This window comes from Streptomyces sp. NPDC047886, assembly GCF_043204435.1.
Classification (GTDB): domain Bacteria; phylum Actinomycetota; class Actinomycetes; order Streptomycetales; family Streptomycetaceae; genus Streptomyces.
In genome coordinates, this window is the sequence record NZ_JBIDCF010000005.1 from 179,785 (window position 1) to 199,150 (window position 19,366).

A 19,366-nucleotide genomic window follows, 5' to 3' on the forward strand; every position below is an offset into this window, starting at 1 on the left:
GGCAGCGGCGAGTGCGAGCGGGGCGGGTGCGGGCGGGGCGGATGCGGGCGGCCGGGGCGGCAGCGGCGTGCGCGGTCGGGGCGGCGGGGTCACGGGCCGTCGGAGGGGGCGCGGGGTGGTGGCGTGCGCGGCCGGGGCGGCGGGGTGGCCGGGGGTGTTCCGGGGTGGTGGCGTGACGTTTCGCCGAACGCGTCGATCGCGTCGCGCACCTCGGTGAGCGCGGCGGCCAGCGCGCTCACCGAGCCGATCGCACCGGCGACCAGCAGCAGCGCCCGCCGCAGCCGGTGCGACTCGGGCGGCGCCCCGCCGGCCGCCAGGGCGCCCGCCGTCATGGCCGCGAGCGCGGCGAGCTCCTCCTCGGCGACGCCACGGTCCTTGACGTCGGCTCGCAGCAGCGCCAGTTCACGACGGAGCCGAGAGACGGCGGCGCCGAGCCGCTCGACTCTCGGATCGGCGCCGCCGTCGACGCCCGCGCCGCCGTTTCCGCTCAACTCGACTGTTCGACGTCCATCGCGCCGCGCCAGACCGTCAGGTCGAGGGTGACGTAGTCACTCGGATCGGACTCCGGGGAGAACCCCTGGACGGTGATGAGCGCGACATCGCCCGCGCCGTTCTGCAGGCAGAGCCGGGACCCCTTGGAGAGCTGGCTGCTGCGGACGTAGGTGGTGTAGCGGGTCTCGCTCAGGCACGTCGTCAGGCTCCCGTCCTGACCGGCGCGCAGGACGACGAGCCGGCCGCTGCTCGGCGTGGACAGGCCAGAGATGCCGTACTTGACGTCGCCGTTGTCGTCCTTGGGCTTGACCGGGTCGTCGGCGAGCGCGAGCTCGTACCCCTCGGTCAGGTCGATGGACCGGTACGAGACCGGCTCGGGCGGCGTGGAGGGGCCGCCGTCCGCGACCCCGCCGTCGCCCGCGCCATCGCCTCCGGTACCGCCTCCGGCCGTGTCGGCACCCGCCTCCTGGTCGTCGCCCGTGCTGCCGCTGTCCGGCGAGGCGGCCGGGGCGGCGCTGCCGGCCGCCCTGTCCCCGGTCTGTCGGCCCTGGTCGCCGGAGTCCTTGAGCAGGGCGTACGCGGTGACGCCACCGGCGACCGCGAACGCGACGACCGCCGCGAGGGCGATGAGACCGACACGGGGCCCGCGCTTCGGTGCCGCGCCACCGGGGGTGAGCGTGGGCGCGGGCGCCGGGTGCGCACCGTACGGCGCGCCGACGACGGGGTGTGTGTACGGGTGCGGTACGGGTCCCCGCGCGCCGGGCGGGGGTACGGGTCCCGGCGCCTGGCCGTGCGGCGGCGGGGTCGCCTGGTGCGGTCCCGCTGCGTCGGGGCCGGGGACGTGGCCGTGCGCCGGTGCCTGGCCGACCGTGGGCGGCGGGCCGAAGCCCTGCGGGGGCGCCGAGGGCGTGGCGTGCGCGGTCGGCGGATGGGCCGGTCCGGGTGCGGGCGAGGCGGGGGCGGAGGGGGCCGTGGCGGGGGGCGGCGGAGTGGTGGACGCGGCCGGGGCGGGCGCGGCCGCGCGGGTGGTGATGTCGGCGGCGACGGCGCCCGGCAGCCACTCCTCGGGGCGGCGCAGCGACGTCTGGTCGTTCGCCGCCTGGCACAGCGTCAGGACTTCGGCGACAGAGGGGCGTTCGGCCGGTTCCTTGGCGAGGCAGCGGGTCACCAGCTCCCGCAGCCGCTCGGGCAGCCCGTCGAGGGCGGGCTCCTCGTGGACGATGCGGTACAGCACCCCGTGCGAGGTGCCCTCGCCGAACGCGGGGCTGCCGAGCGCGGCGTACGCGGCGACCTGGCCGAGCGCGAAGATGTCGGTGGCGGGGGTGACCTTGCTGCCGGCGGCCTGCTCGGGCGCCATGAACGACGGGGTGCCGATGGTGACGCCGCTGCTGGTGAGCGAGGTGGCGTCGGCGGCGCGGGCGATTCCGAAGTCGATGACGCGGGGCCCGTCGGACGCGAGCAGCACGTTGCCGGGCTTCAGGTCCCGGTGCACGATGCCGGCGCCGTGGATGACCTGGAGGGCCTCGGCGATCCCGGCGACCAGCAGCAGCACGGTGTCGACGGGCAGCGGCCCGTGGTTCTGGACCGCGTCGGCGAGGGAGGGGCCGGGGACGTACGCCGTGGCCAGCCAGGGCTGCCCGGTGTCGGTGTCGGCGTCGATGACGGGCGCCGTGTAGAGGCCCTGGACGCGCTGTGCGGACTGCACCTCCTGGGCGAACCGCCGCCGGAACTCCTGGTCCTGGGCGAAGTCGGGCCGGATCACCTTGATGGCGACGGGCCGGCCGCCCGGTGTGTACGACAGATAGACCTTGCCCATGCCGCCCGCGCCGAGCCGTGCGGCGAGCCGGTATCCGGCGACTGCGCGCGGATCGCCGTCCTCCAGAGGCTGGAAGACCGTTCCTTGGCGCGACGGACCACCACTCATCAACCCATGTCTCCTGAACCGGACTTCACCCTGTGCACGTGCATGCTCGTCATGCACTCCCATGCCGGACCCGCACCCTATCCAAGGCGGGCCCCGCCGCTCCACGCGCGGCGGCCGCGAGAGCCGCGCGGGCCGTGCGATGGCCACGCGGACCGTGGGAGCCGCGCGGACCGTGGGAGCGGCGCGGGCCGCCCGTGCCGCCCGTGCCGCCCGTGCCGCGAGAACCGTGCGATGGCCACGCGGGCCGTGCGGTATGCACTCCTCATGGAACCCATGACGACTGGACCCCTCCCCCGGCCCGGACCGGCCGCGCCCCTGATCGCCGGGCTGCTGCTGGCGGCGGGAGGAGGGCGGCGGCTCGGCGGCCGCCCGAAGGCCCTGCTGGAGCACCGGGGGCGGCCCCTGGTGGAACACGCGGTGGCGGTGCTGCGGGAGGGCGGGTGCGGGGTGGTGCACGTGGTGCTGGGCGCGGCCGCCGACACGGTACGGGAGCGGGCGGCGCTGCCCGGCTGCGTACTGGTCGACAACCCGGAGTGGGAGCGGGGCATGGGCTCCTCGCTACGGCTGGGGCTGGAGTCGCTGGCCGGGTCGGGGGCGGACGCGGCGGTCGTGTCGCTGGTGGACCAGCCGGGCATCGGGGCGCGGGCCGTGGCGCGGGTGGTCGCGGCGTACCGGTCGCGGGCCTCGCTGGCGGCGGCGGTGTACGACGACGAGCGCGGCCATCCGGTGCTGATCGGGGCGGACCGTTGGGCGGACGTGGCGGCGAGTGCGGAGGGCGATCGGGGGGCACGCGTCTATCTCCGGACGCACGCGGAGGAGATCACGCCGGTGCCGTGTGCGGACGTGGCCGAGCCGTACGACATCGACACGGTGCGGGATCTGGGCCGCCTTGAGTGAGCCGGACGTATGAGCGGGGAGCGGGCCGGGCGTGGGAGCGGGAAGCGGGCCGGGCGTGTGAACCGGGCGTGCACGACGCGGCACTGAGAGCCACGTTCTGTCGACCCGAAGAATCTCGACATCAACAAACCATTGAACTTCCACCATAAGGAAACTACTATCCACTGATCAGAAGCGTTCGATCGTCAAAAGGCGCCTGCGACCGTTGGTCGGCTCCTGCGGCACTCAGTGCCGTCCGCCCCGGATCGTCGGCCGCGGTACGGCGCCCCGCCCAGCCCGCCGAAGGAAGTGACAGCACATGTCCGCACCAGCGCCGTCTCCGCTGGCCATCGTCGAAGCCGAGCCCCTGCCGCGGCAGGACGAGGTTCTGACCGACGCGGCCCTGGCCTTCGTGGCCGAACTGCACCGGCGGTTCACCCCGCGCCGTGACGAACTCCTCGCCCGCCGCGCCGAGCGCCGCGCCGAGATCGCCCGCACCAGCACCCTCGACTTCCTCACCGAGACCGCACGGATCCGGGAGGATGAGAGCTGGCGGGTCGCGCCGGCCCCGGCCGCGCTGAACGACCGCCGTGTGGAGATCACCGGTCCCACGGACCGCAAGATGACCATCAACGCGCTCAACTCGGGCGCCAGGGTCTGGCTCGCCGACTTCGAGGACGCGTCCGCCCCCACCTGGGAGAACGTCGTCCTCGGCCAGCTCAACCTGATCGACGCGTACGAGCGGAGGATCGACTTCACCGATCCGCGCACGGGCAGGTCGTACGCGCTGAAGCCCGCCGAACAGCTCGCCACCGTCGTGATGCGGCCGCGCGGCTGGCACCTGGAGGAGCGCCATCTCCGCTTCGACGGGCGCCCGGTGCCCGGCGCGCTGGTGGACTTCGGCCTCTACTTCTTCCACAACGCGAAGCGCCTGCTGGAGCTCGGCAAGGGCCCGTACTTCTACCTCCCGAAGACCGAGTCGTACCTGGAGGCCCGCCTCTGGAACGACATCTTCGTCTTCGCCCAGGACTACGTCGGCATCCCGCAGGGCACCGTCCGCGCCACCGTCCTCATCGAGACCATCACGGCCGCGTACCAGATGGAGGAGATCCTCTACGAGCTGCGCGACCACGCGTCCGGCCTCAACGCGGGCCGCTGGGACTACCTGTTCTCGATCGTCAAGAACTTCCGTGACGGCGGGCAGAAGTTCGTCCTCCCGGACCGCAACGCGGTCACCATGACGGCGCCGTTCATGCGCGCGTACACCGAACTCCTCGTCCGCACCTGCCACAAGCGCGGCGCGCACGCCATCGGCGGCATGGCGGCGTTCATCCCGTCCCGCAAGGACCCCGAGGTCAACAAGGTCGCCTTCGAGAAGGTGAAGGCCGACAAGGACCGCGAGGCCGCCGACGGCTTCGACGGCTCCTGGGTCGCCCACCCCGACCTGGTCCCGATCGCCATGGCCTCCTTCGACGCGGTGCTCGGCGAGAAGCCGCACCAGAAGGACCGCCTCCGCGAGGACGTCTCCGTCGCGGCCGGCGACCTGATCGCCATCGACTCGCTCGACGCGAAGCCCACCTACGAGGGCCTGCGCAACGCCGTCCAGGTCGGCATCCGCTACATCGAGGCCTGGCTGCGCGGGCTCGGCGCGGTCGCCATCTTCAACCTGATGGAGGACGCGGCCACCGCCGAGATCTCCCGCTCCCAGATCTGGCAGTGGATCAACGCGGGCGTCGTCTTCGAGAACGGCGAGACGGCCACCCCGGAGCTGGCCCGCAAGGTCGCGGCCGAGGAACTGGCCGCTATCCGCGCCGAGACCGGCGAGGAGGCCTTCACGGCCGGCCGCTGGCAGCAGGCCCACGACCTGCTGCTGAAGGTCTCGCTCGACGAGGACTACGCGGACTTCCTCACCCTCCCCGCGTACGAGCAGCTGATCGGCTGACCCGCACAGCAGCCGATCGGCCCACCCCGACACGACAGGCCCCGCCCCCGATCGCCGCACGGCACCGGGGGCGGCGTCATGTCGGTCAGGCGGTCGCCTGCGCGGTGGCGCTGTTCGCGGCGAGCCACCCGCCGCCCGCCCGCCGCCGGCTCCGAAGCGGAACGCGCCGGAAGTGGCCTCCCGCCCCGTTCAGACGTGTCCTTCCGCGCTCTCGGCCGTGAAGCGGGCGGCGATCGTCTCCAGGCCGCGCCGGAGTCGGCGGAAGTAGGTGGCTCGGCTCATGTGCAGGCGGTGGGCGACCTGGTGGTGGCTGTCGGCGCCGGCCAGGTAGTACGCCTGGAGGATCGCCGCCGCTTCGGCGTCGGCGTCGGCGTCGCTCGTGCCGAGCTCCAGCACCGCGTCGTGCAGCCAGGATCCCAGGCGCGCGGCCGTCGGCGTCACGGGCGAGCCCACGAGGGGGCTGCCGGCGAGGGAGCGCGGGTCCCGGATCCGGCTCAGCGCCCGGCTGACCTCGGCGACCAGGCGGTCGTCAGGGACGCGGCCGGGGTCGGCCGGGCGGCCGAGGCGGCGCAGCCACCAGGGCAGGGCGGTCGCGGTGAAGTCGTTGCTGTACACCTCGGGACGGCGCCCGCAGCGGTAGATGTCGTCGCGGATGCCGCCGTGCGGGCGGAACCCGAGCCCCTGGACGAGGCCCTGGTAGTCGGGGCTCGCCGTGGAGACGACCAGGTGCCCGGAGGCGACGGCGTGACGCAGGATGTACCGGAGGATCCGGGCGTGGGTCGCCGGCTCGGGGCAGTACGCGGCGCCGAGCAGGAGCCCGCCGCGCCCGTCGCCGCCGCCCAGCAGGCGCTCGGTGTGCTGCTGGAGCAGCGGCTCCGCCCCGTCGGCGGTGCGCTCGTCGAACGGGAGCAGCCCGGCCAGGCCGACGGGCCGGCCGTCGCGGTCGCGCGCCAGGTGGAACGCGCCGATGTCGTGGCTCATCCAGTGTTCGGCGAGCCGCCCGGCCCGGCCCGGGTCGAAGCCGCCGCGCAGCGCCCACCGGTGCATGAGCCCGGCGACCGCTTCGGCGTCGCCGTCCTGGGCGGGACCCACGCGGGCGGCCGACTCCGCGGGCGGGAACAGCGAGCCGCGCAGGCCGGGGTCCCCGGTCAGGAACAGTCCCTGCTCGACGAGGTCGGCGCGCTCGGCCTGGTCGCGTGCCCGCGCGAGGAGGGCGTGGCGGTACGTCACGGCGCGCGCCCGCACGGTGCGGTGCGCGGTCGGAAGGCGCCAGCGGTAGGCGAGTTCCAGGACCGTACGGTACGGCTCGCGTACGGTCAGCCCCAGCGGGCCGCGGCTCACCACGCTGAGCCGGGCGAGGGCCGCGAACAGGTCGGGCCCGCCCGCGAGGAGTCGCTCGTCGGCCGCCCCGACGGTGGCGAGGAGCCTGAGGGCATGGCGCGTGCGGCCGCCGCGCAGTTCGCCCGCGAGCCGCTGGAGGATCTCGTCGGCGACCCGGTCCGCGACGGCGCCGGGCGCGTCCGGTGCCGTCCCGGCGTGCAGGGCCCGGCAGGCGGCCGCCGCGAGGAGCGGCACACCGCCAGCGAGGCGCACGGCGAGCGCCCGCGCGTCGGGTTCCTCGATCCCCGCCGCCCGCGCGAGGGCGTCGATGTCGTCGTCCGGGAGAGGTGCCAGGGTGACGACGGCGGGGCTGTGGTCCGCCCAGCCGTCGAAGGCGGTGAGCGGGCGGCGGCTGATCACCACGGTGCGCGCGCCGGTGCGTTCCTCGTACGTCCGCCGCGCAGCGTCCGCCCGCGCCTCCCCGTCGACGCCGTCGAGGACGACCGGGTGCGCGGGGTCCTCCGGACGCGCCGGGTGCGCGGGGTGCTCCGTATGCGCCGGGTGCTCGATCGTCCATGCCCGCGCGGCCAGCCAGGTCTTCCCGATGCCCAGCGGCCCCGTCAGGTTCACCAGCCGGTGGGCCGCCACCGCCTCGCGCAGCCGGGTGAGGTCGGCCGCGCGCGCCCCGGCCACCCGTCTTCGTGCCGTCGTCTCCACCGCTCCGACGCCCCTCCCTGATCCCTTTGATCCCCTTGATCCCCGTGGTCCCTGTAGTCCCCGAGGCCGCCAAGATCCCCGTTGGTCGGAGTGAACCTAGCGACCGGACGTACCTGCGGTAAGGCGAAGTTGAGACTTCCGTGAGACTCCGCCCGCCCGCCGCGCCGGTAGCGTCCCGTCCGTCGCAGGACATGGGCGCCCGCACCTGTGATGTCCGCAGGAAACGACCGACCGAGAGGAACGACCGTGAAGTTGGCTCGATGGCTGGCCGCGGTGGCCGCGACCGTGATGGCGGGCGCGACGCTGTTCGGGGGGACGGCGACGGCGACACCGAGGGACGGCGCCCCGGCGGCGGAGACCGCCGTGACCGCCGCGACGGCGAGGACCACGGCGGGGGCGGCGGAGACCGCGCTCGCTCCGACGGTCCCGAAGTACTTCCTGGGCACGGGTTACGGCCCGTGGGCCATCGCCGTGGAGGCCGCGTGGGCCACCGCGTACGCCGCGGCGGAACGTGAGGGCTACCCGGCGGCCAACTGCAAGAAGTCGGCGGGTCCGAGGGGCGGCGAGCTGAGCCCCGGCTACTGGCAGGTACTCGTCGAGGTCTACTGCGTCCCGCCGCCGCAGCCGGGCGCCGGGCAGATCGTCGGCGACCACTCCGGCAAGTGCGTCGACGTCAAGGGCGCCAACACCAAGGACGGCACGCCCATCCAGCTGTACTCCTGCAACGGCACCGCCGCCCAGTCCTGGAAGCTGGAGGCCGACGGGACGCTCCGGGCGCTCGGCAAGTGCCTGGACGTGCAGTACGCGAAGACCGAGAACGGCTCGCTCCTCGGCCTCAACACCTGCCACGGCGCGGGCAACCAGCTCTGGGAGAAGCTCCCCGGCGGTCTGCTGCGCAGTGTCCACTCGGGCCGCTGCCTGGACGCCCTGGGCTGGGGCACCGGCAACGGCACCCGTCTGGGCATCTGGGACTGCACGCCGCACCACACCAACCAGCAGTGGACGGGCCCGGGTCTGGGCTCCTGACGCCGACGGCCGGTGACCCGGCCGCGGCGCTCACCGGGCGGCGACGCTCACCCGCCGCCACGCTCACTCGCCTCCGCGCCCGCGCGCGGGGGCGAGTCGCGCGTCGTCCGTCGTCCCTCGGCTGTCGTCCGTCGTCCGTCGTCTGCCGTCCCTCGTCTGTCGTCTGTCGTCTGTCGTCCGTCGTCCCTCGTCCCTCGTCCCTCGTCCCTCGTCCCTCGTCCCTCGTCCCTCGTCCCTCGTCTGTCAACGGCCGACGACGACCACGGTCCGCTGCGCCGAGAAGTCCCCCCAGGTCCCGTCGGGCAGTCTGGCGCGGAGTTTGACGCTGTAGCGGGTGCCGGGCGGGTCGGTCACGGTGACGGTGTACGTGGCCGTCCCGGACGGCGGTTCGGTGCCCCAGACGACGGTCGTGGCGAACGCGCCGTTCAGGTAGAGCTGGTGCTCCTTGACGGGTCCGCCGGTGGAGGGCGGGGTCCAGGTGAGCACGATCTCCCCGGGGCGGGCGCGGGCGGTGAGCCCGGTGGGTGCCGTACTGGCGCCGTCGCCGGGCCCGGGCGCGGTGGCGAGGTCCACGGGGTCGCTGTCGGGCGACGAGTTCTCGGCGGCGTCGCGCGCCCGGACGGTGAAGGTGTAGACGGTGCCGGGCCGCAGACCGGTGATCCGGGCGGTGGTCGCCGTCCCGGCCACACTGTGGATCCGTGAGTCCTCCTGGTAGATGTCGTACGCGGTGACGGCGATGTCGTCGCGCGCGGGCCGCCAGGCGAGGGTGACGGCCCGGCTGCCGTGCACGGTGCCCTGGAGGCCCACGGGACGAGTGGGGGCGGTGCGGTCGTCCGGCGTCAGGGCCGGAGTGGTGACGGTGACGGACGTGCTGGGCTCGGACAGGTTCCCCGCGGCATCACGGGCGCGGACGGTGAAGGTGTACGTGGTGGAGGGCGCGAGCCGGTCGACGTCGACCATGGTGCGTCCGGCCGGCAGGCTCACGACCTTCCGGTCCCGCTGGAACACGTCGTAGGCCGTGACCCCGGTGTCGTCGGCGGACCGCTCCCACATGACGTGCACGGAGGTGGCGCTGCCGGCCTGCGCGGTGACCCCGGTGGGGCTGGACGGGGGGCGCGTGTCCCGGGCGTCGTCGCCCTGGCATGCCGCGAGCAGGAGCGCGGCCGACATGGCCGACACCGCGAGGGCGGCTGGGCGTTGCTGCACGGGGGCCTCCTGCTGGACGGCGGGACGGTGGGACGGTGGGACGGTGAGGCCGTGGGACGGTGAGGCCGTGGGACGGTGAGGCCGTGGGACGGCGGGGCATTGGTCCAGACCTGTATGACACATCCGGCGGAGGGCTTCAAGAGGCGGTGGGCGACGGACTCCGGACGCGTTGTCAGTGGGGTGCGCTTCACTGGATTCGTCACTCTCTGTAACGACCGAAGGGGGAGTCGTGACGGATCGTTCGGTGTACATGACGCTGGAGGGGCTGCGGCGACGAGGCTGGACCGACGGGATGGTCCACGCCCTGCTGGGGGAGCCCGACGTGCAGGGGCGCAATCCCCGGCTGTGGTCGGTCGCGCCCGTGCGGCTGTATCTGCTGGCGCGGGTGGAGGCGGTGGAACGGACGCCGGAGTTCGGGCCGTGCGCGCGCGCCGGCGCCGGGCCGGACGCCACCGTGGCCCGGGCAGCGGCCGAGCGGCGGCGGCAGGCGGTGCTGGCCACGATCCGGGCGGAGCCCATCCGGGTGCCGATCCTGCCCGGACCGGAACTGGAGCGGCGGGCGGCTCGGCATGGGCGGCTGTTGCAGGCGAGAGGCACAAGCGGGCGGTGCCCTGGTGAGAGAGCGAGTGAGGCGGCGTGCGACACGCCGGGGGCGGCTCTCGTGCGGTGGCAGGTGGACTATCTGAGGCATGCGCTGAGGTCGTACGACGCGCTGCTGGACGGACTGTTCGCGGCGACCGGGCGGGGCGAGGCGGAGCGACTGCTGCGGGAGCGGGTGTACGGAGCGATCGCGCAGGCGTATCCGGGGCTGGCCGAGGAGTGCCGGCGACGGATCGGACGAGGCGCCGGGCGATGAGTTCCGGGCACCGCGGCGGTCTCCCCTTCCATGGACACACATGTCGAAGTAATCGACCTCGGGCCGGTCGCCCACGCAATGACCGCGCTGCTGGACGGGATCACCGACGACCGGCTCGGCGACCCGACGCCCTGCCCCGACTACACCGTGCGCGACCTCCTCGGCCACGTCATGGGGCTGACGCTCGCCTTCCGGGACGCCGCGCGGAAGGACTTCGGGCCCACCACGGACACGGACCCGGGGGCTGTCCGGCCCGTGCTCGACGACGACTGGCGGGCCGCGCTCCCCCACCGGCTCGACGAGCTCGCCGCCGCCTGGCGCGCACCCGAGGCATGGCACGGCACCACTCGGGCAGGCGGGGTCGTCCTGCCCGGCGGGGTCGCGGGGCTCGTCGCGCTCGATGAGGTGCTGGTCCACGGCTGGGACCTCGCCCGCGCGACGGGCCAGGCGTACGCGCCGGACGAGGCGGCGCTCCGGGCTTCGTACGCCCTGCTGGCCACCGACGCCGACACGCGCGGCGACGGCGGCCCGTTCGGGCGCCCTGTCCCGGTCCCGGACGGAGCACCGCTGCTCCACCGCGTGGTCGCGCTGAGCGGCCGCCGACCGGACTGGCGCCCGGAGCGGTAGGCCCTGACCGGGGCGGTGCGGCCGAGCCGGGGCGGGACGGACGAGCCGGGGCGGTGCGGCCGAGCCGGGGCGGGACGGACGAGCCGGGGCCGTACGGAGCATCCGGGCCGCCCGTACTCGATGCTCGGTCTCGGCGCGGCGGTCGCCGGACGACAGGACGCGGGCGGCTGAACCTGATGGCCTGGCCGGGCGTCTGACGCCCCGGCCAGGCCGTCAGGGGGCCGGGCGCACCCGTCAGTGCACCGGCGCCGTTTGGGTCGTGCGCGCGTCGGAGATCTCCTCGCCCGGCTCCATGGGAGCGGTCACGTCGTCGGCGTCGCGCCGGGAGCCGAGGTGGTTGAAGACCAGGTTCAGGAGGACGGCCGCGACGCAGCCCGTCGAGATCCCGGAGTCCAGGATGATCTTCGCGGTCTCGGGGAACGCGTGGTAGAACTCCGGCGCCGTGATCGGGATGATGCCGACGGCCAGTGAGACGGCGACGATGAGGACGTTGTTGTCCTTGTCGAGGCCGGCCTTGACCAGCGTCTGGATACCGCTGGCGGCGACCGAGCCGAACAGGACGACGCCTGCGCCGCCCAGGACCGGGCGGGGTACGACGGCGATGAGCGAGGCCGCGACGGGACACAGACCCATCAGGACGAGGAATCCGCCGCCCGCGGCGACGACGAAGCGGCTGCGGATCCTCGTCATGGCGACGAGCCCGATGTTCTGGGCGAAGGCGCTGCACATGAAGCCGTTGAACAGGGGGCTGAGGGCCGAGCCGAGCGTGTCGGCGCGCAGCCCGGCCGCGATGGTCTTCTCGTCGGCGGGCTTCTCCACGATCTCGCCGAGCGCCAGCATGTCGGCCGTGGACTCGGTCATCGACACGAGCATCACGACGCACATGGAGATGATCGCGGCGAGCGCGAACTGCGGGGCGCCGAAGTGGAACGGGGTGGGGAATCCGACGAGGGACGCCTCGGTGACGGGACTGAAGTCGGTGACGCCGAACGGTATGGCGATGAGGGTGCCCAGGACGAGGCCGATCAGCACCGCGATCTGCTTCAGGAAGCCGCGGGTGAAGCGGCGCAGCGCCAGGACGAGGACCAGGGTGATCGCGGCCAGCGTGAGATACGTGGTGGAGCCGTAGTCGTCCGCCGCGGGATTCGGTCCCTGGGCCCAGCCGAACGCGACGGGGAGCAGCGAGACGCCGATGAGGGTGATGACCGTGCCGGTGACGACCGGTGGGAAGAAGCGGACGAGTCTGCTGAACCAGGGTGCGGCGAGGAAGCCGAGCGCGCCGGCGACGATGATCGCGCCGAAGATCACGGGGAGTGCGTCGGCCTTGTCGGCGGTGGTGTCGACGATGGCGAGCATGGGCGCGACACCGGCGAAGGTGACGCCGTTGACGAACGGCAGCCGTGCGCCGATCTTCCAGATGCCGAGCGTCTGGAGGAAGGTGGCGAGGCCGGCGGTGAAGAGGCTGGCACCGGTGAGGAACGTGAGTTCGGTCGCGGAGAGCCCGACGGCGGCTCCGACGATCAGGGGCGGGGCCACGACGCCCGCGTACATGGCGGCCACGTGTTGCAGACCGCTGGTGAACATCTTCAGGGGCGGGAGCGTCTCGTCGACCGGATGCTTCCGGTCGTCGGGGGCGGCGCCTGCGTCGTTGCGGGACCTTGGCTTAGCGGCCACGGCGGGTTCCTCCGGTCGGTTACGCGTCGGCGGTGACACGGGTTTCAGGGAGGTGGTGCGAGTGGTGCGTGCGGCGTGTGGTGGAAGGAGTGCGGGTGCGGGCCCCGGTCCGTCCCGGATCGGTGTGTGCCGTGCCGTCGGAGTGGTGCGCGGGGGTACGGGTCGGGCAGGGGACGCTTCACCGTCCCGGGGGGTGCCGTTCCTCATTGCGGTACGGCACCCCCCGGTGCGGCTGCCGTGGACCCCGCTCGGGTCCACGGCGACCGGCCGAGGGCCGTCCCCCTCGGCCGGACTTCGTGGATCGGCGCCGGGGCTCAGCCCTGGGCGGCGATGCGGGCGAGGCGCTGGGCCTCGTCCCGGGTGGAACGCGCGATGGCGTCCTCGTCGACGGTCAGCAGGTGGTCGTTCTCCACGATCTGCCGTCCGTTGACGAAGGAGGCGGTGACCGGGGCGGCGGCGCCGAAGACCAGTGCGGTGACCGGGTCGGCGATGGAGGAGTGGGCGAGGGTGTCCAGCTTCCACAGCACGAGGTCGGCGAGCTTGCCGGGCTCCAGGGAGCCGATCTGGTCGGCGCGGCCGAGGACCTGGGCGCCGCCGTAGGTGCCGAGGCGCAGGGCCTGGCGGGCGTTCAGGGCGGCTTCGCGGTGGGCGCCGAGCCGGTTGATCAGCAGGGCGTTGCGCAGTTCGGTGTGGAGTTCGCCGGACTCGTTGGAGGCGGTGCCGTCCACACCGAGGCCGACAGGGACGCCGGCCTTGAGCATGTCGGGTACGCGGGCGATACCGGCGGCGAGGCGGGCGTTGGAGGAGGGGCAGTGCGCGACACCGGTCCTGGTCCGGGCGAACGCCTCGATGTCGGAGTCGTTCATGTGGACGCAGTGGGCCATCCACACGTCTTCGCCGAGCCAGCCGGTCGACTCGAAGTAGTCGGTGGGGCCCATGCCGAAGAGCTCATGGCAGAACTTCTCCTCCTCGACGGTCTCCGAGCCGTGGGTGTGCATGCGCACGCCCAGCCTGCGGGCGAGTTCGGCGCCCTGCCTGAGGAGTTCGGTGGAGACCGAGAACGGGGAGCAGGGGGCGACGGCGACCTGGGTCATCGCGTCGAAGGAGGCGTCGTGGTACTTCTTCACCGTCTCCTCGGTGGCGGCGAGGGCGCCTTCGAGGGTCTCGACGGCGAAGTCCGGCGGCAGGCCGCCGTCCTTGACGCTGCGGTCCATGGAGCCGCGGGCCAGCGTGAAGCGGACGCCCATCTCGGAGGCGGCCCTGATGATGGCGCCGGACAGGTCGCCGGAGTTCCTCGGGTAGACGTAGTGGTGGTCCATGGCGGTGGTGACACCGCCGCGGGCCATCATCGCGAGCGAGCCCTGCGCGGCCGCGTACCCCATCCGCTCGTCGATGCGCGCCCATGTCGGGTAGAGCGCGACGAGCCAGTTGAAGAGGTTGTGGTCGGTGGCCAGGCCCCGGGTGATCCACTGGTAGAAGTGGTGGTGCGTGTTGACCAGGCCGGGGGTGACGAGGTGGCCCGTGCCGTCGATGCGGCGTACCACGTCGGTCAGGCCGTCGGGGGCTCTGCCCGCTCCGATCGACTCGATCCGGTTGCCGGCGATGACGAGGTGACCCGAGGCGTACTCGGTGTCGTGGGCGTCCACCGTCGCGATGGCGACGTTGTCGATGACGATGCGCTGGGCTGCCGATGATGCCATGGTGCGTCCTTCGTCTGTCAGTGGCGGGAGGGCACGGCAGGACCCTAGGAGGATTTGAGTGCCGCGGCCGGTCGGCCGCGGGTGCCGAGAGAGTGAAGAACAGTCCGGGTCGGGTGCCGGTCCCGCCCCGCCGCCGCCCGCCGGATGCGGGGGCGGGCGGCGGCGGGCGGGCGGGGCCGGGCCCGTCCGGCGCGGGGGTCCCGCGTCAGAGGTTGGTCATGTCGACGGGGATGCGGGGTTCGACGCCGTCCCGCAGGACGGTGGCCTCGATCAGGCCGTACGGGCGGTCCGCCGCGAAGTAGACCTCGTTGTCGTTCTTGAGCCCGAACGGCTCGAGGTCCACCAGGAAGTGGTGCTTGTTCGGCAGGGAGAACCGTACTTCGTCGATCTCGGACCGGTTGTTGATGATCCGCGAGCCCATCTGGTACAGGGTCTGCTGCAGCGACAGCGAGTAGGTCTCGGCGAAGGCCTGGAGCATGTGCTTCCTGACCTGCTCGTAGGACTTCTCCCACTGCGGCATGCGCTGCTCGTCGTCGGTCCAGTTGAACCGCCACCGGGCGGACACCTGGGTCGCCAGGATGCGGTCGTACGCCTCCTGGAGGGTCGTGTACCTGTCCTTCACGTACCCCCAGAACTCCGAGTTGGTGGAGTTCATGACGATCAGGTCCTTGAGACCGGAGATGACCTCCCACCTCTCACCGTCGTAGGTGATCTCGGTGAGGCGGGTCTCCTGGCCCTTGCGGACGAAGGAGTGCTTGACCTCGTCGGAGCCGATGAACTTGGAGTTGGCGTCGGAGGTCTCGATCCGCTCCCAGGCGTACTCCTCGATGCGGATGCGCGCCCGGTGGATCGGTTCCTGGCTCGTCACGAAGTGCCGGGCGAGGTGGATGCCGAACTGCTCGGCGGACTCGATCCCGTACTCCTTGGCGAACGCGTACACCGTGTTCTTGGTGGTGTCGGTCGGCAGGACGTTGGCGTTGGACCCGGAGTAGTGGACGTCGTCCATGTCGCCGGAGAGGGCGACGGAGACGTTGAGGTCCTTGATGTGGTGCGTTGCGCCGTCCCGCGTGATCTTCACGACGCGGTTCTCTGCTTTGCCGTACTGGTTCTGGCCGAGAATCGTGGGCATGGTGTCTGCTAGCTCCCTCGGTAAACGGAGTAGCCGAACGGGTTGAGCAGCAGCGGTACGTGGTAGTGCTCGCCCGGTACGACGGCGAACGTGATCGCCACCTCGGGGAAGAACACGCCGCTGTCCCGTGTCGCGGGGGCGTCCTGCTGTGCCTCGGCTTGCTTGTTGACGAAGTACGCCTCGGTCTCGAAGTCGAGACGTACGTGGGTCGTGCCTTCCGGCAGTGCCGGGAGGTCCTTGCAGCGCCCGTCCGCATCGGTCGCGGAGCCGCCGAGCGCCACCCACTCCGCGGCGCCGCCCGCGCGGGCGGCCAGGGAGATGGCGACGCCCTCGGCGGGGCGGCCGACGCTGGTGTCCAGGATGTGCGTGGACACCGATGCGGTGGTTGCCGTACTCATGAGTTGTCTTCCTCCGCGTTCTCCGCGACCTCTGCGATCTCTGCGGCCTCTGCGGCCTCTGCGAGACGGGTCAGCCGGATGCGGTTGATCTTGCCCAGCTCGGTGCGCACGATCTCCCGCTCCCGCTCCGGCGGGTTGGTGATCCGCTCACGGACCGCGTCGCGCATCTGCTCACCGGTCCTGCCGGTGGCGCAGATGAGGAACACATGACCGAACTTGTCCTGGTACGCCAGGTTCAGTTCGAGCATCTCGGCCTTGAGCGCATCGGACGCGCCGGCCATGCCGCTCTGCTCACGGGAGGACGTGGGGTCCCCCGGCTTCGGGCGGCCGATCGGCGGGTGCCCCGCCATCGCCTCGGCCAGGTCCTCGGCGGTCAGCTCGGCCATGGCGGCGTCGCTGGCGAGGAGCAGGGCGTCGGTGGTGGCGTACGGACGCTGGGCGAGAAGCCTGCCGCCCCACGCCGAACTGGCACACACCTCGTGCAGGGCGGCGAGCGCGTCGCTGTCCGCCGAGGTGTTGAACCGGGTGAGGCCGGCGGGGGCTCCGGGAGCCTCCCCCGGCAAGCGCGGTGAACCTGAAGTCACGGGAAGCCTCCGTGGCTGTTTTTCGCTGTGCGTCGGACGGGCTGCGGATAGCTAACGCCCTACGACGAGGCGACGTCAACACTTTGTTGAAAACTCGGGAACACGAAAGCCGCCGTCCGGACACCCGGACGACGGCCGTGCGTCACCCCTCGATCATCCCGCCGCCCGGGACCCGGCGGCTACTCCGCCTTCGCGGCGTTCTCCCTGTTCAGGTAGTTGTAGACGGTGAACCGGCTGACGCCGAGCGCCCCGGCGACGGTCTCCACGCCATGCCGTACGGAGAAGGCACCGCGTGCCTCCAGCGTGCGGACGACCGCCTGCTTGGACTTGCGGTCCAGCTCCGAAAGCGGCATCCCGTGCCGCCTCTCCAGTGCGGCCAGGATGTGGTCCAGCGAGTCCGCGAGCTGCGGCAGCCGCACGGCGAGCACGTCCTCGCCCTCCCAGGCGAGCACCACGTCGTCCGGCCCGGCCTGCGCGGGGACGAGGATCCGGCCCCCCATCGCGTCCACGAGCGGCTTCACCGCGGTGATCAGCGGGTGGTCTCCCGGTGCCGTCATTTCTCGCCCTCCCCGATCACATTGACCTGGAGCGACACCCGGGTGGCTCCCGCCTCCAGGCTCCGCCGCAACAGCGTGTCGACGGCCGTGAGCACGGCGTCGGCGGCACCTTCCGCCGTGTTGCCGAACGGTCCGACGTCCACGGCGTCCAGCGCGGCGCCCTGGATGACCTCGCGAGCCACGACGGCATGGGCCGGCGCCTCGTCGAGATCGAACGGTTCAGTCGTGAATTCGACCCTCAATCGCTCCATGCCCCACACGGTAACGCCGCCGCCGAGGGGGTCCACTTCGCGGGCGCCTCTTGACAAGGCGGACACCCTGCTTGCAGTCTTCCGTTAAGCAGAAACGAACTTCCGCAATACGGAAGGAGCGCCGCCCCTCATGGCCCGCTTTTCAGAAGACGCAGGCAAGGACCAGCGCTTCGATGTGAACCTGTCGATCCTCTTCACCGAGCTTCCGCTCCTGGAGCGCCCCGCGGCCGCCGCCGCGGCCGGCTTCACAGCGGTCGAGCTGTGGTGGCCCTGGATCGACACCCCCACGCCGCCGCAGAGCGAGCTGGACGCGCTGAAGAAGGCGCTGGACGACGCCGGCACCCAGCTGGTGGGCCTCAACTTCTACGCCGGACAGCTGCCCGGCCCGGACCGCGGCGCCCTCTCCGTACCCGGTGAGGAGTCCGACCGCTTCCGCGCCAACATCGACGTGGTGGCCGACTTCGCCGCGTCCGTCGGCTGCAAGGCGCTCAACGCCCTCTACGGCAACCGCGTCGACGGCGTCGACCCGGCCGTCCAGGACGAACTCGCCCTGGAGAACCTGGTCCTGGCGGCCCGCGCCGCCGACCGGATCGGCGCGATCCTGCTGATCGAGGCCCTCAACCAGCCCGAGTCGCCGCGCTACCCGCTGGTGAGCGCACCGGCGGCCGTCGATGTGGTCGACAGGGTCAACGCGGCGACGGGCCTCGGCAACGCCGCCTTCCTGCTGGACCTCTACCACCTGTCGATGAACGGCGAGGACCTGCCCTCGGTCATCGACGCGTACGCCGCGAAGACCGGTCACGTCCAGATCGCCGACAACCCGGGCCGTGGCGCGCCGGGCACCGGCGACCTCGACCTCGGCGGGCTGCTGCTGCGCCTCCGGGACGCCGGCTACGACGGCTGGGTCGGCCTGGAGTACAAGGCCGGCGACCGCCCGAGCGCGGACAGCTTCGACTGGCTGCCCCGGCATCTGCGCGCGGCCAACTGACCCACCCTCGAGCTTTCTTGAAAGAGGTAACCCTCATGAGCACCACCCTCCCCAAGGTCGCCTGGATCGGGCTCGGCATCATGGGCTCGCCCATGTCCGAGAACCTGCTGAAGGCCGGCTACCAGGTCACCGGCTTCACGCTGGAGCAGGAGAAGCTGGACCGGCTCGCCAAGGCCGGCGGCACCGCGGCCGCCTCGATCGCCGACGCCGTACGGGACGCCGACGTCATCATCACGATGGTGCCCGCGTCGCCGCAGGTCGAGGCCATCGCGTACGGCCCTGACGGCATCCTGGAGAACGCCGCGGAGGGGGCGCTGCTGATCGACATGTCGTCGATCACCCCGCAGACCTCGATCGACCTGGCGAAGGCCGCGGCCGCCAAGGGCGTGCGGGTGCTCGACGCCCCGGTGTCCGGCGGTGAGGCGGGTGCCATCGAGGCCGTCCTGTCCATCATGGTGGGCGGCGAGCAGGCCGACTTCGACCGTGCCCTGCCGATCCTGGAGGCGCTCGGCAAGACCATCGTGCTCTGCGGCCCGCACGGGTCGGGCCAGACGGTGAAGGCCGCCAACCAGCTGATCGTCGCGGTCAACATCCAGGCGTGCGCCGAGGCCGTGGTCTTCCTGGAGAAGTCCGGCGTGGACCTCAAGGCGGCCCTGGACGTCCTCAACGGCGGTCTGGCCGGCTCGACCGTGCTGACCCGCAAGAAGGACAACTTCCTCAACCGCGACTTCGCGCCGGGCTTCCGGATCGACCTGCACCACAAGGACATGGGCATCGTCACCGACGCCGCCCGCAACGTCGGCGCCGCCCTGCCCGTCGGCGCCGTGGTCGCCCAGCTGGTCGCCTCGCTGCGCGCCCAGGGTGACGGCGGCCTGGACCACTCGGCCCTGCTGCGCGCCGTCGAGCGCCTCTCGGGCGCCCAGGTCTGACCCCGCCCGCGGCGAACCGCGGCCCGGCCGCCCGCGCGGCCCGGCACGCCGCGGCTCGCCCCGCCCCCGCGGCCCATCCCGCTCCCGACCCGGTCCTCCGCTCCTGACACGGCCCCGGGTCGGGCCAGACTTCCGGCGGCGTCGGCGCTGACACCTGTCCTGTCGCGCCC

General features: G+C 72.8%; 18 protein-coding genes. 7 read left to right on the forward strand and 11 right to left on the reverse strand.

The genetic code is table 11. The features are described from left to right. Positions 1-89 precede the first annotated feature (89 nt). Positions 90-491, reverse strand: coding sequence for a DUF5955 family protein (locus ACGF5U_RS18870; RefSeq protein ID WP_392715551.1), 402 nt, complete (start codon positions 489-491; stop codon positions 90-92). Beyond that, positions 488-2,416 (reverse strand): protein kinase, encoded by a 1,929-nt coding sequence (locus ACGF5U_RS18875; protein ID WP_392715550.1) that lies wholly within the window; start codon positions 2,414-2,416, stop codon positions 488-490. The genes ACGF5U_RS18870 and ACGF5U_RS18875 overlap by 4 nt, the downstream gene beginning before the upstream one ends. 273 nt (positions 2,417-2,689) lie before the next feature. Here ACGF5U_RS18875 and ACGF5U_RS18880 point away from each other — a divergent pair, with 273 nt between their 5' ends. After that, positions 2,690-3,313 (forward strand): NTP transferase domain-containing protein, encoded by a 624-nt coding sequence (locus tag ACGF5U_RS18880; protein WP_392715549.1) that lies wholly within the window; start codon positions 2,690-2,692, stop codon positions 3,311-3,313. A 298-nt stretch (positions 3,314-3,611) separates the two neighbouring features. After that, positions 3,612-5,234, forward strand: a complete 1,623-nt coding sequence (aceB, locus tag ACGF5U_RS18885) for a malate synthase A (protein ID WP_392715548.1) — start codon at positions 3,612-3,614, stop codon at positions 5,232-5,234. A gap of 189 nt (positions 5,235-5,423) precedes the next feature. On the opposite strand, the gene ACGF5U_RS18890 is transcribed toward aceB, so the two are convergent. Beyond that, positions 5,424-7,271: a hypothetical protein gene (locus tag ACGF5U_RS18890; protein WP_392715547.1), complete on the reverse strand. Its 1,848-nt coding sequence runs from the start codon at positions 7,269-7,271 to the stop codon at positions 5,424-5,426. A gap of 246 nt (positions 7,272-7,517) precedes the next feature. On the opposite strand from ACGF5U_RS18890, the gene ACGF5U_RS18895 reads away from it, so the two are divergent. Then, positions 7,518-8,297 carry a ricin-type beta-trefoil lectin domain protein gene (locus ACGF5U_RS18895; protein ID WP_392715546.1) on the forward strand — a complete coding sequence of 260 codons (780 nt, stop codon included), beginning with the start codon at positions 7,518-7,520 and terminating at the stop codon, positions 8,295-8,297. 243 nt (positions 8,298-8,540) lie between these two features. Here the strand turns inward: ACGF5U_RS18895 and ACGF5U_RS18900 are convergent, their stop codons facing one another. Further along, positions 8,541-9,467, reverse strand: a complete 927-nt coding sequence (locus ACGF5U_RS18900) for a fibronectin type III domain-containing protein (protein ID WP_392715831.1) — start codon at positions 9,465-9,467, stop codon at positions 8,541-8,543. A gap of 265 nt (positions 9,468-9,732) precedes the next feature. Between ACGF5U_RS18900 and ACGF5U_RS18905 the strand changes: the two genes are divergently transcribed. Continuing rightward, positions 9,733-10,359, forward strand: coding sequence for a hypothetical protein (locus ACGF5U_RS18905; RefSeq protein WP_392715545.1), 627 nt, complete (start codon positions 9,733-9,735; stop codon positions 10,357-10,359). Between the two features lie 30 nt (positions 10,360-10,389). Then, on the forward strand, positions 10,390-10,986 hold the full coding sequence (locus tag ACGF5U_RS18910; protein ID WP_392715544.1) for a TIGR03086 family metal-binding protein: 597 nt from the start codon (positions 10,390-10,392) through the stop codon (positions 10,984-10,986). Positions 10,987-11,220: 234 nt separating this feature from the next. Here the strand turns inward: ACGF5U_RS18910 and ACGF5U_RS18915 are convergent, their stop codons facing one another. The 7 genes from ACGF5U_RS18915 to ACGF5U_RS18945 form a co-directional block, all read right to left on the reverse strand. Continuing rightward, positions 11,221-12,570 carry a nucleobase:cation symporter-2 family protein gene (locus ACGF5U_RS18915; RefSeq protein WP_392715829.1) on the reverse strand — a complete coding sequence of 450 codons (1,350 nt, stop codon included), beginning with the start codon at positions 12,568-12,570 and terminating at the stop codon, positions 11,221-11,223. Between the two features lie 404 nt (positions 12,571-12,974). Next, on the reverse strand, positions 12,975-14,360 hold the full coding sequence (locus ACGF5U_RS18920) for an 8-oxoguanine deaminase (protein WP_392715543.1): 1,386 nt from the start codon (positions 14,358-14,360) through the stop codon (positions 12,975-12,977). 205 nt (positions 14,361-14,565) lie between these two features. Then, positions 14,566-15,489 (reverse strand): factor-independent urate hydroxylase, encoded by a 924-nt coding sequence (gene pucL, locus ACGF5U_RS18925; RefSeq protein ID WP_392715542.1) that lies wholly within the window; start codon positions 15,487-15,489, stop codon positions 14,566-14,568. An 8-nt stretch (positions 15,490-15,497) separates the two neighbouring features. Continuing rightward, positions 15,498-15,887 (reverse strand): hydroxyisourate hydrolase, encoded by a 390-nt coding sequence (uraH, locus tag ACGF5U_RS18930; RefSeq protein WP_392715541.1) that lies wholly within the window; start codon positions 15,885-15,887, stop codon positions 15,498-15,500. Then, positions 15,884-16,450 (reverse strand): 2-oxo-4-hydroxy-4-carboxy-5-ureidoimidazoline decarboxylase, encoded by a 567-nt coding sequence (uraD, locus tag ACGF5U_RS18935; RefSeq protein WP_392715540.1) that lies wholly within the window; start codon positions 16,448-16,450, stop codon positions 15,884-15,886. The genes uraH and uraD overlap by 4 nt, the downstream gene beginning before the upstream one ends. A gap of 200 nt (positions 16,451-16,650) precedes the next feature. Next, the gene (locus ACGF5U_RS18940; RefSeq protein ID WP_392715539.1) at positions 16,651-17,028 is read right to left on the reverse strand and encodes a helix-turn-helix domain-containing protein; all 378 of its coding nucleotides are present in this window, start codon (positions 17,026-17,028) and stop codon (positions 16,651-16,653) included. Then, complete coding sequence (locus ACGF5U_RS18945; RefSeq protein WP_392715538.1) at positions 17,025-17,279, reverse strand: hypothetical protein; 255 nt, start codon at positions 17,277-17,279, stop codon at positions 17,025-17,027. Before ACGF5U_RS18945 ends, ACGF5U_RS18940 begins: the two co-directional genes overlap by 4 nt. 130 nt (positions 17,280-17,409) lie before the next feature. On the opposite strand from ACGF5U_RS18945, the gene ACGF5U_RS18950 reads away from it, so the two are divergent. Next, positions 17,410-18,267: a TIM barrel protein gene (locus ACGF5U_RS18950; protein ID WP_392715537.1), complete on the forward strand. Its 858-nt coding sequence runs from the start codon at positions 17,410-17,412 to the stop codon at positions 18,265-18,267. Between the two features lie 35 nt (positions 18,268-18,302). Further along, positions 18,303-19,196, forward strand: a complete 894-nt coding sequence (locus ACGF5U_RS18955) for a 2-hydroxy-3-oxopropionate reductase (RefSeq protein WP_392715536.1) — start codon at positions 18,303-18,305, stop codon at positions 19,194-19,196. Positions 19,197-19,366: the final 170 nt, after the last annotated feature.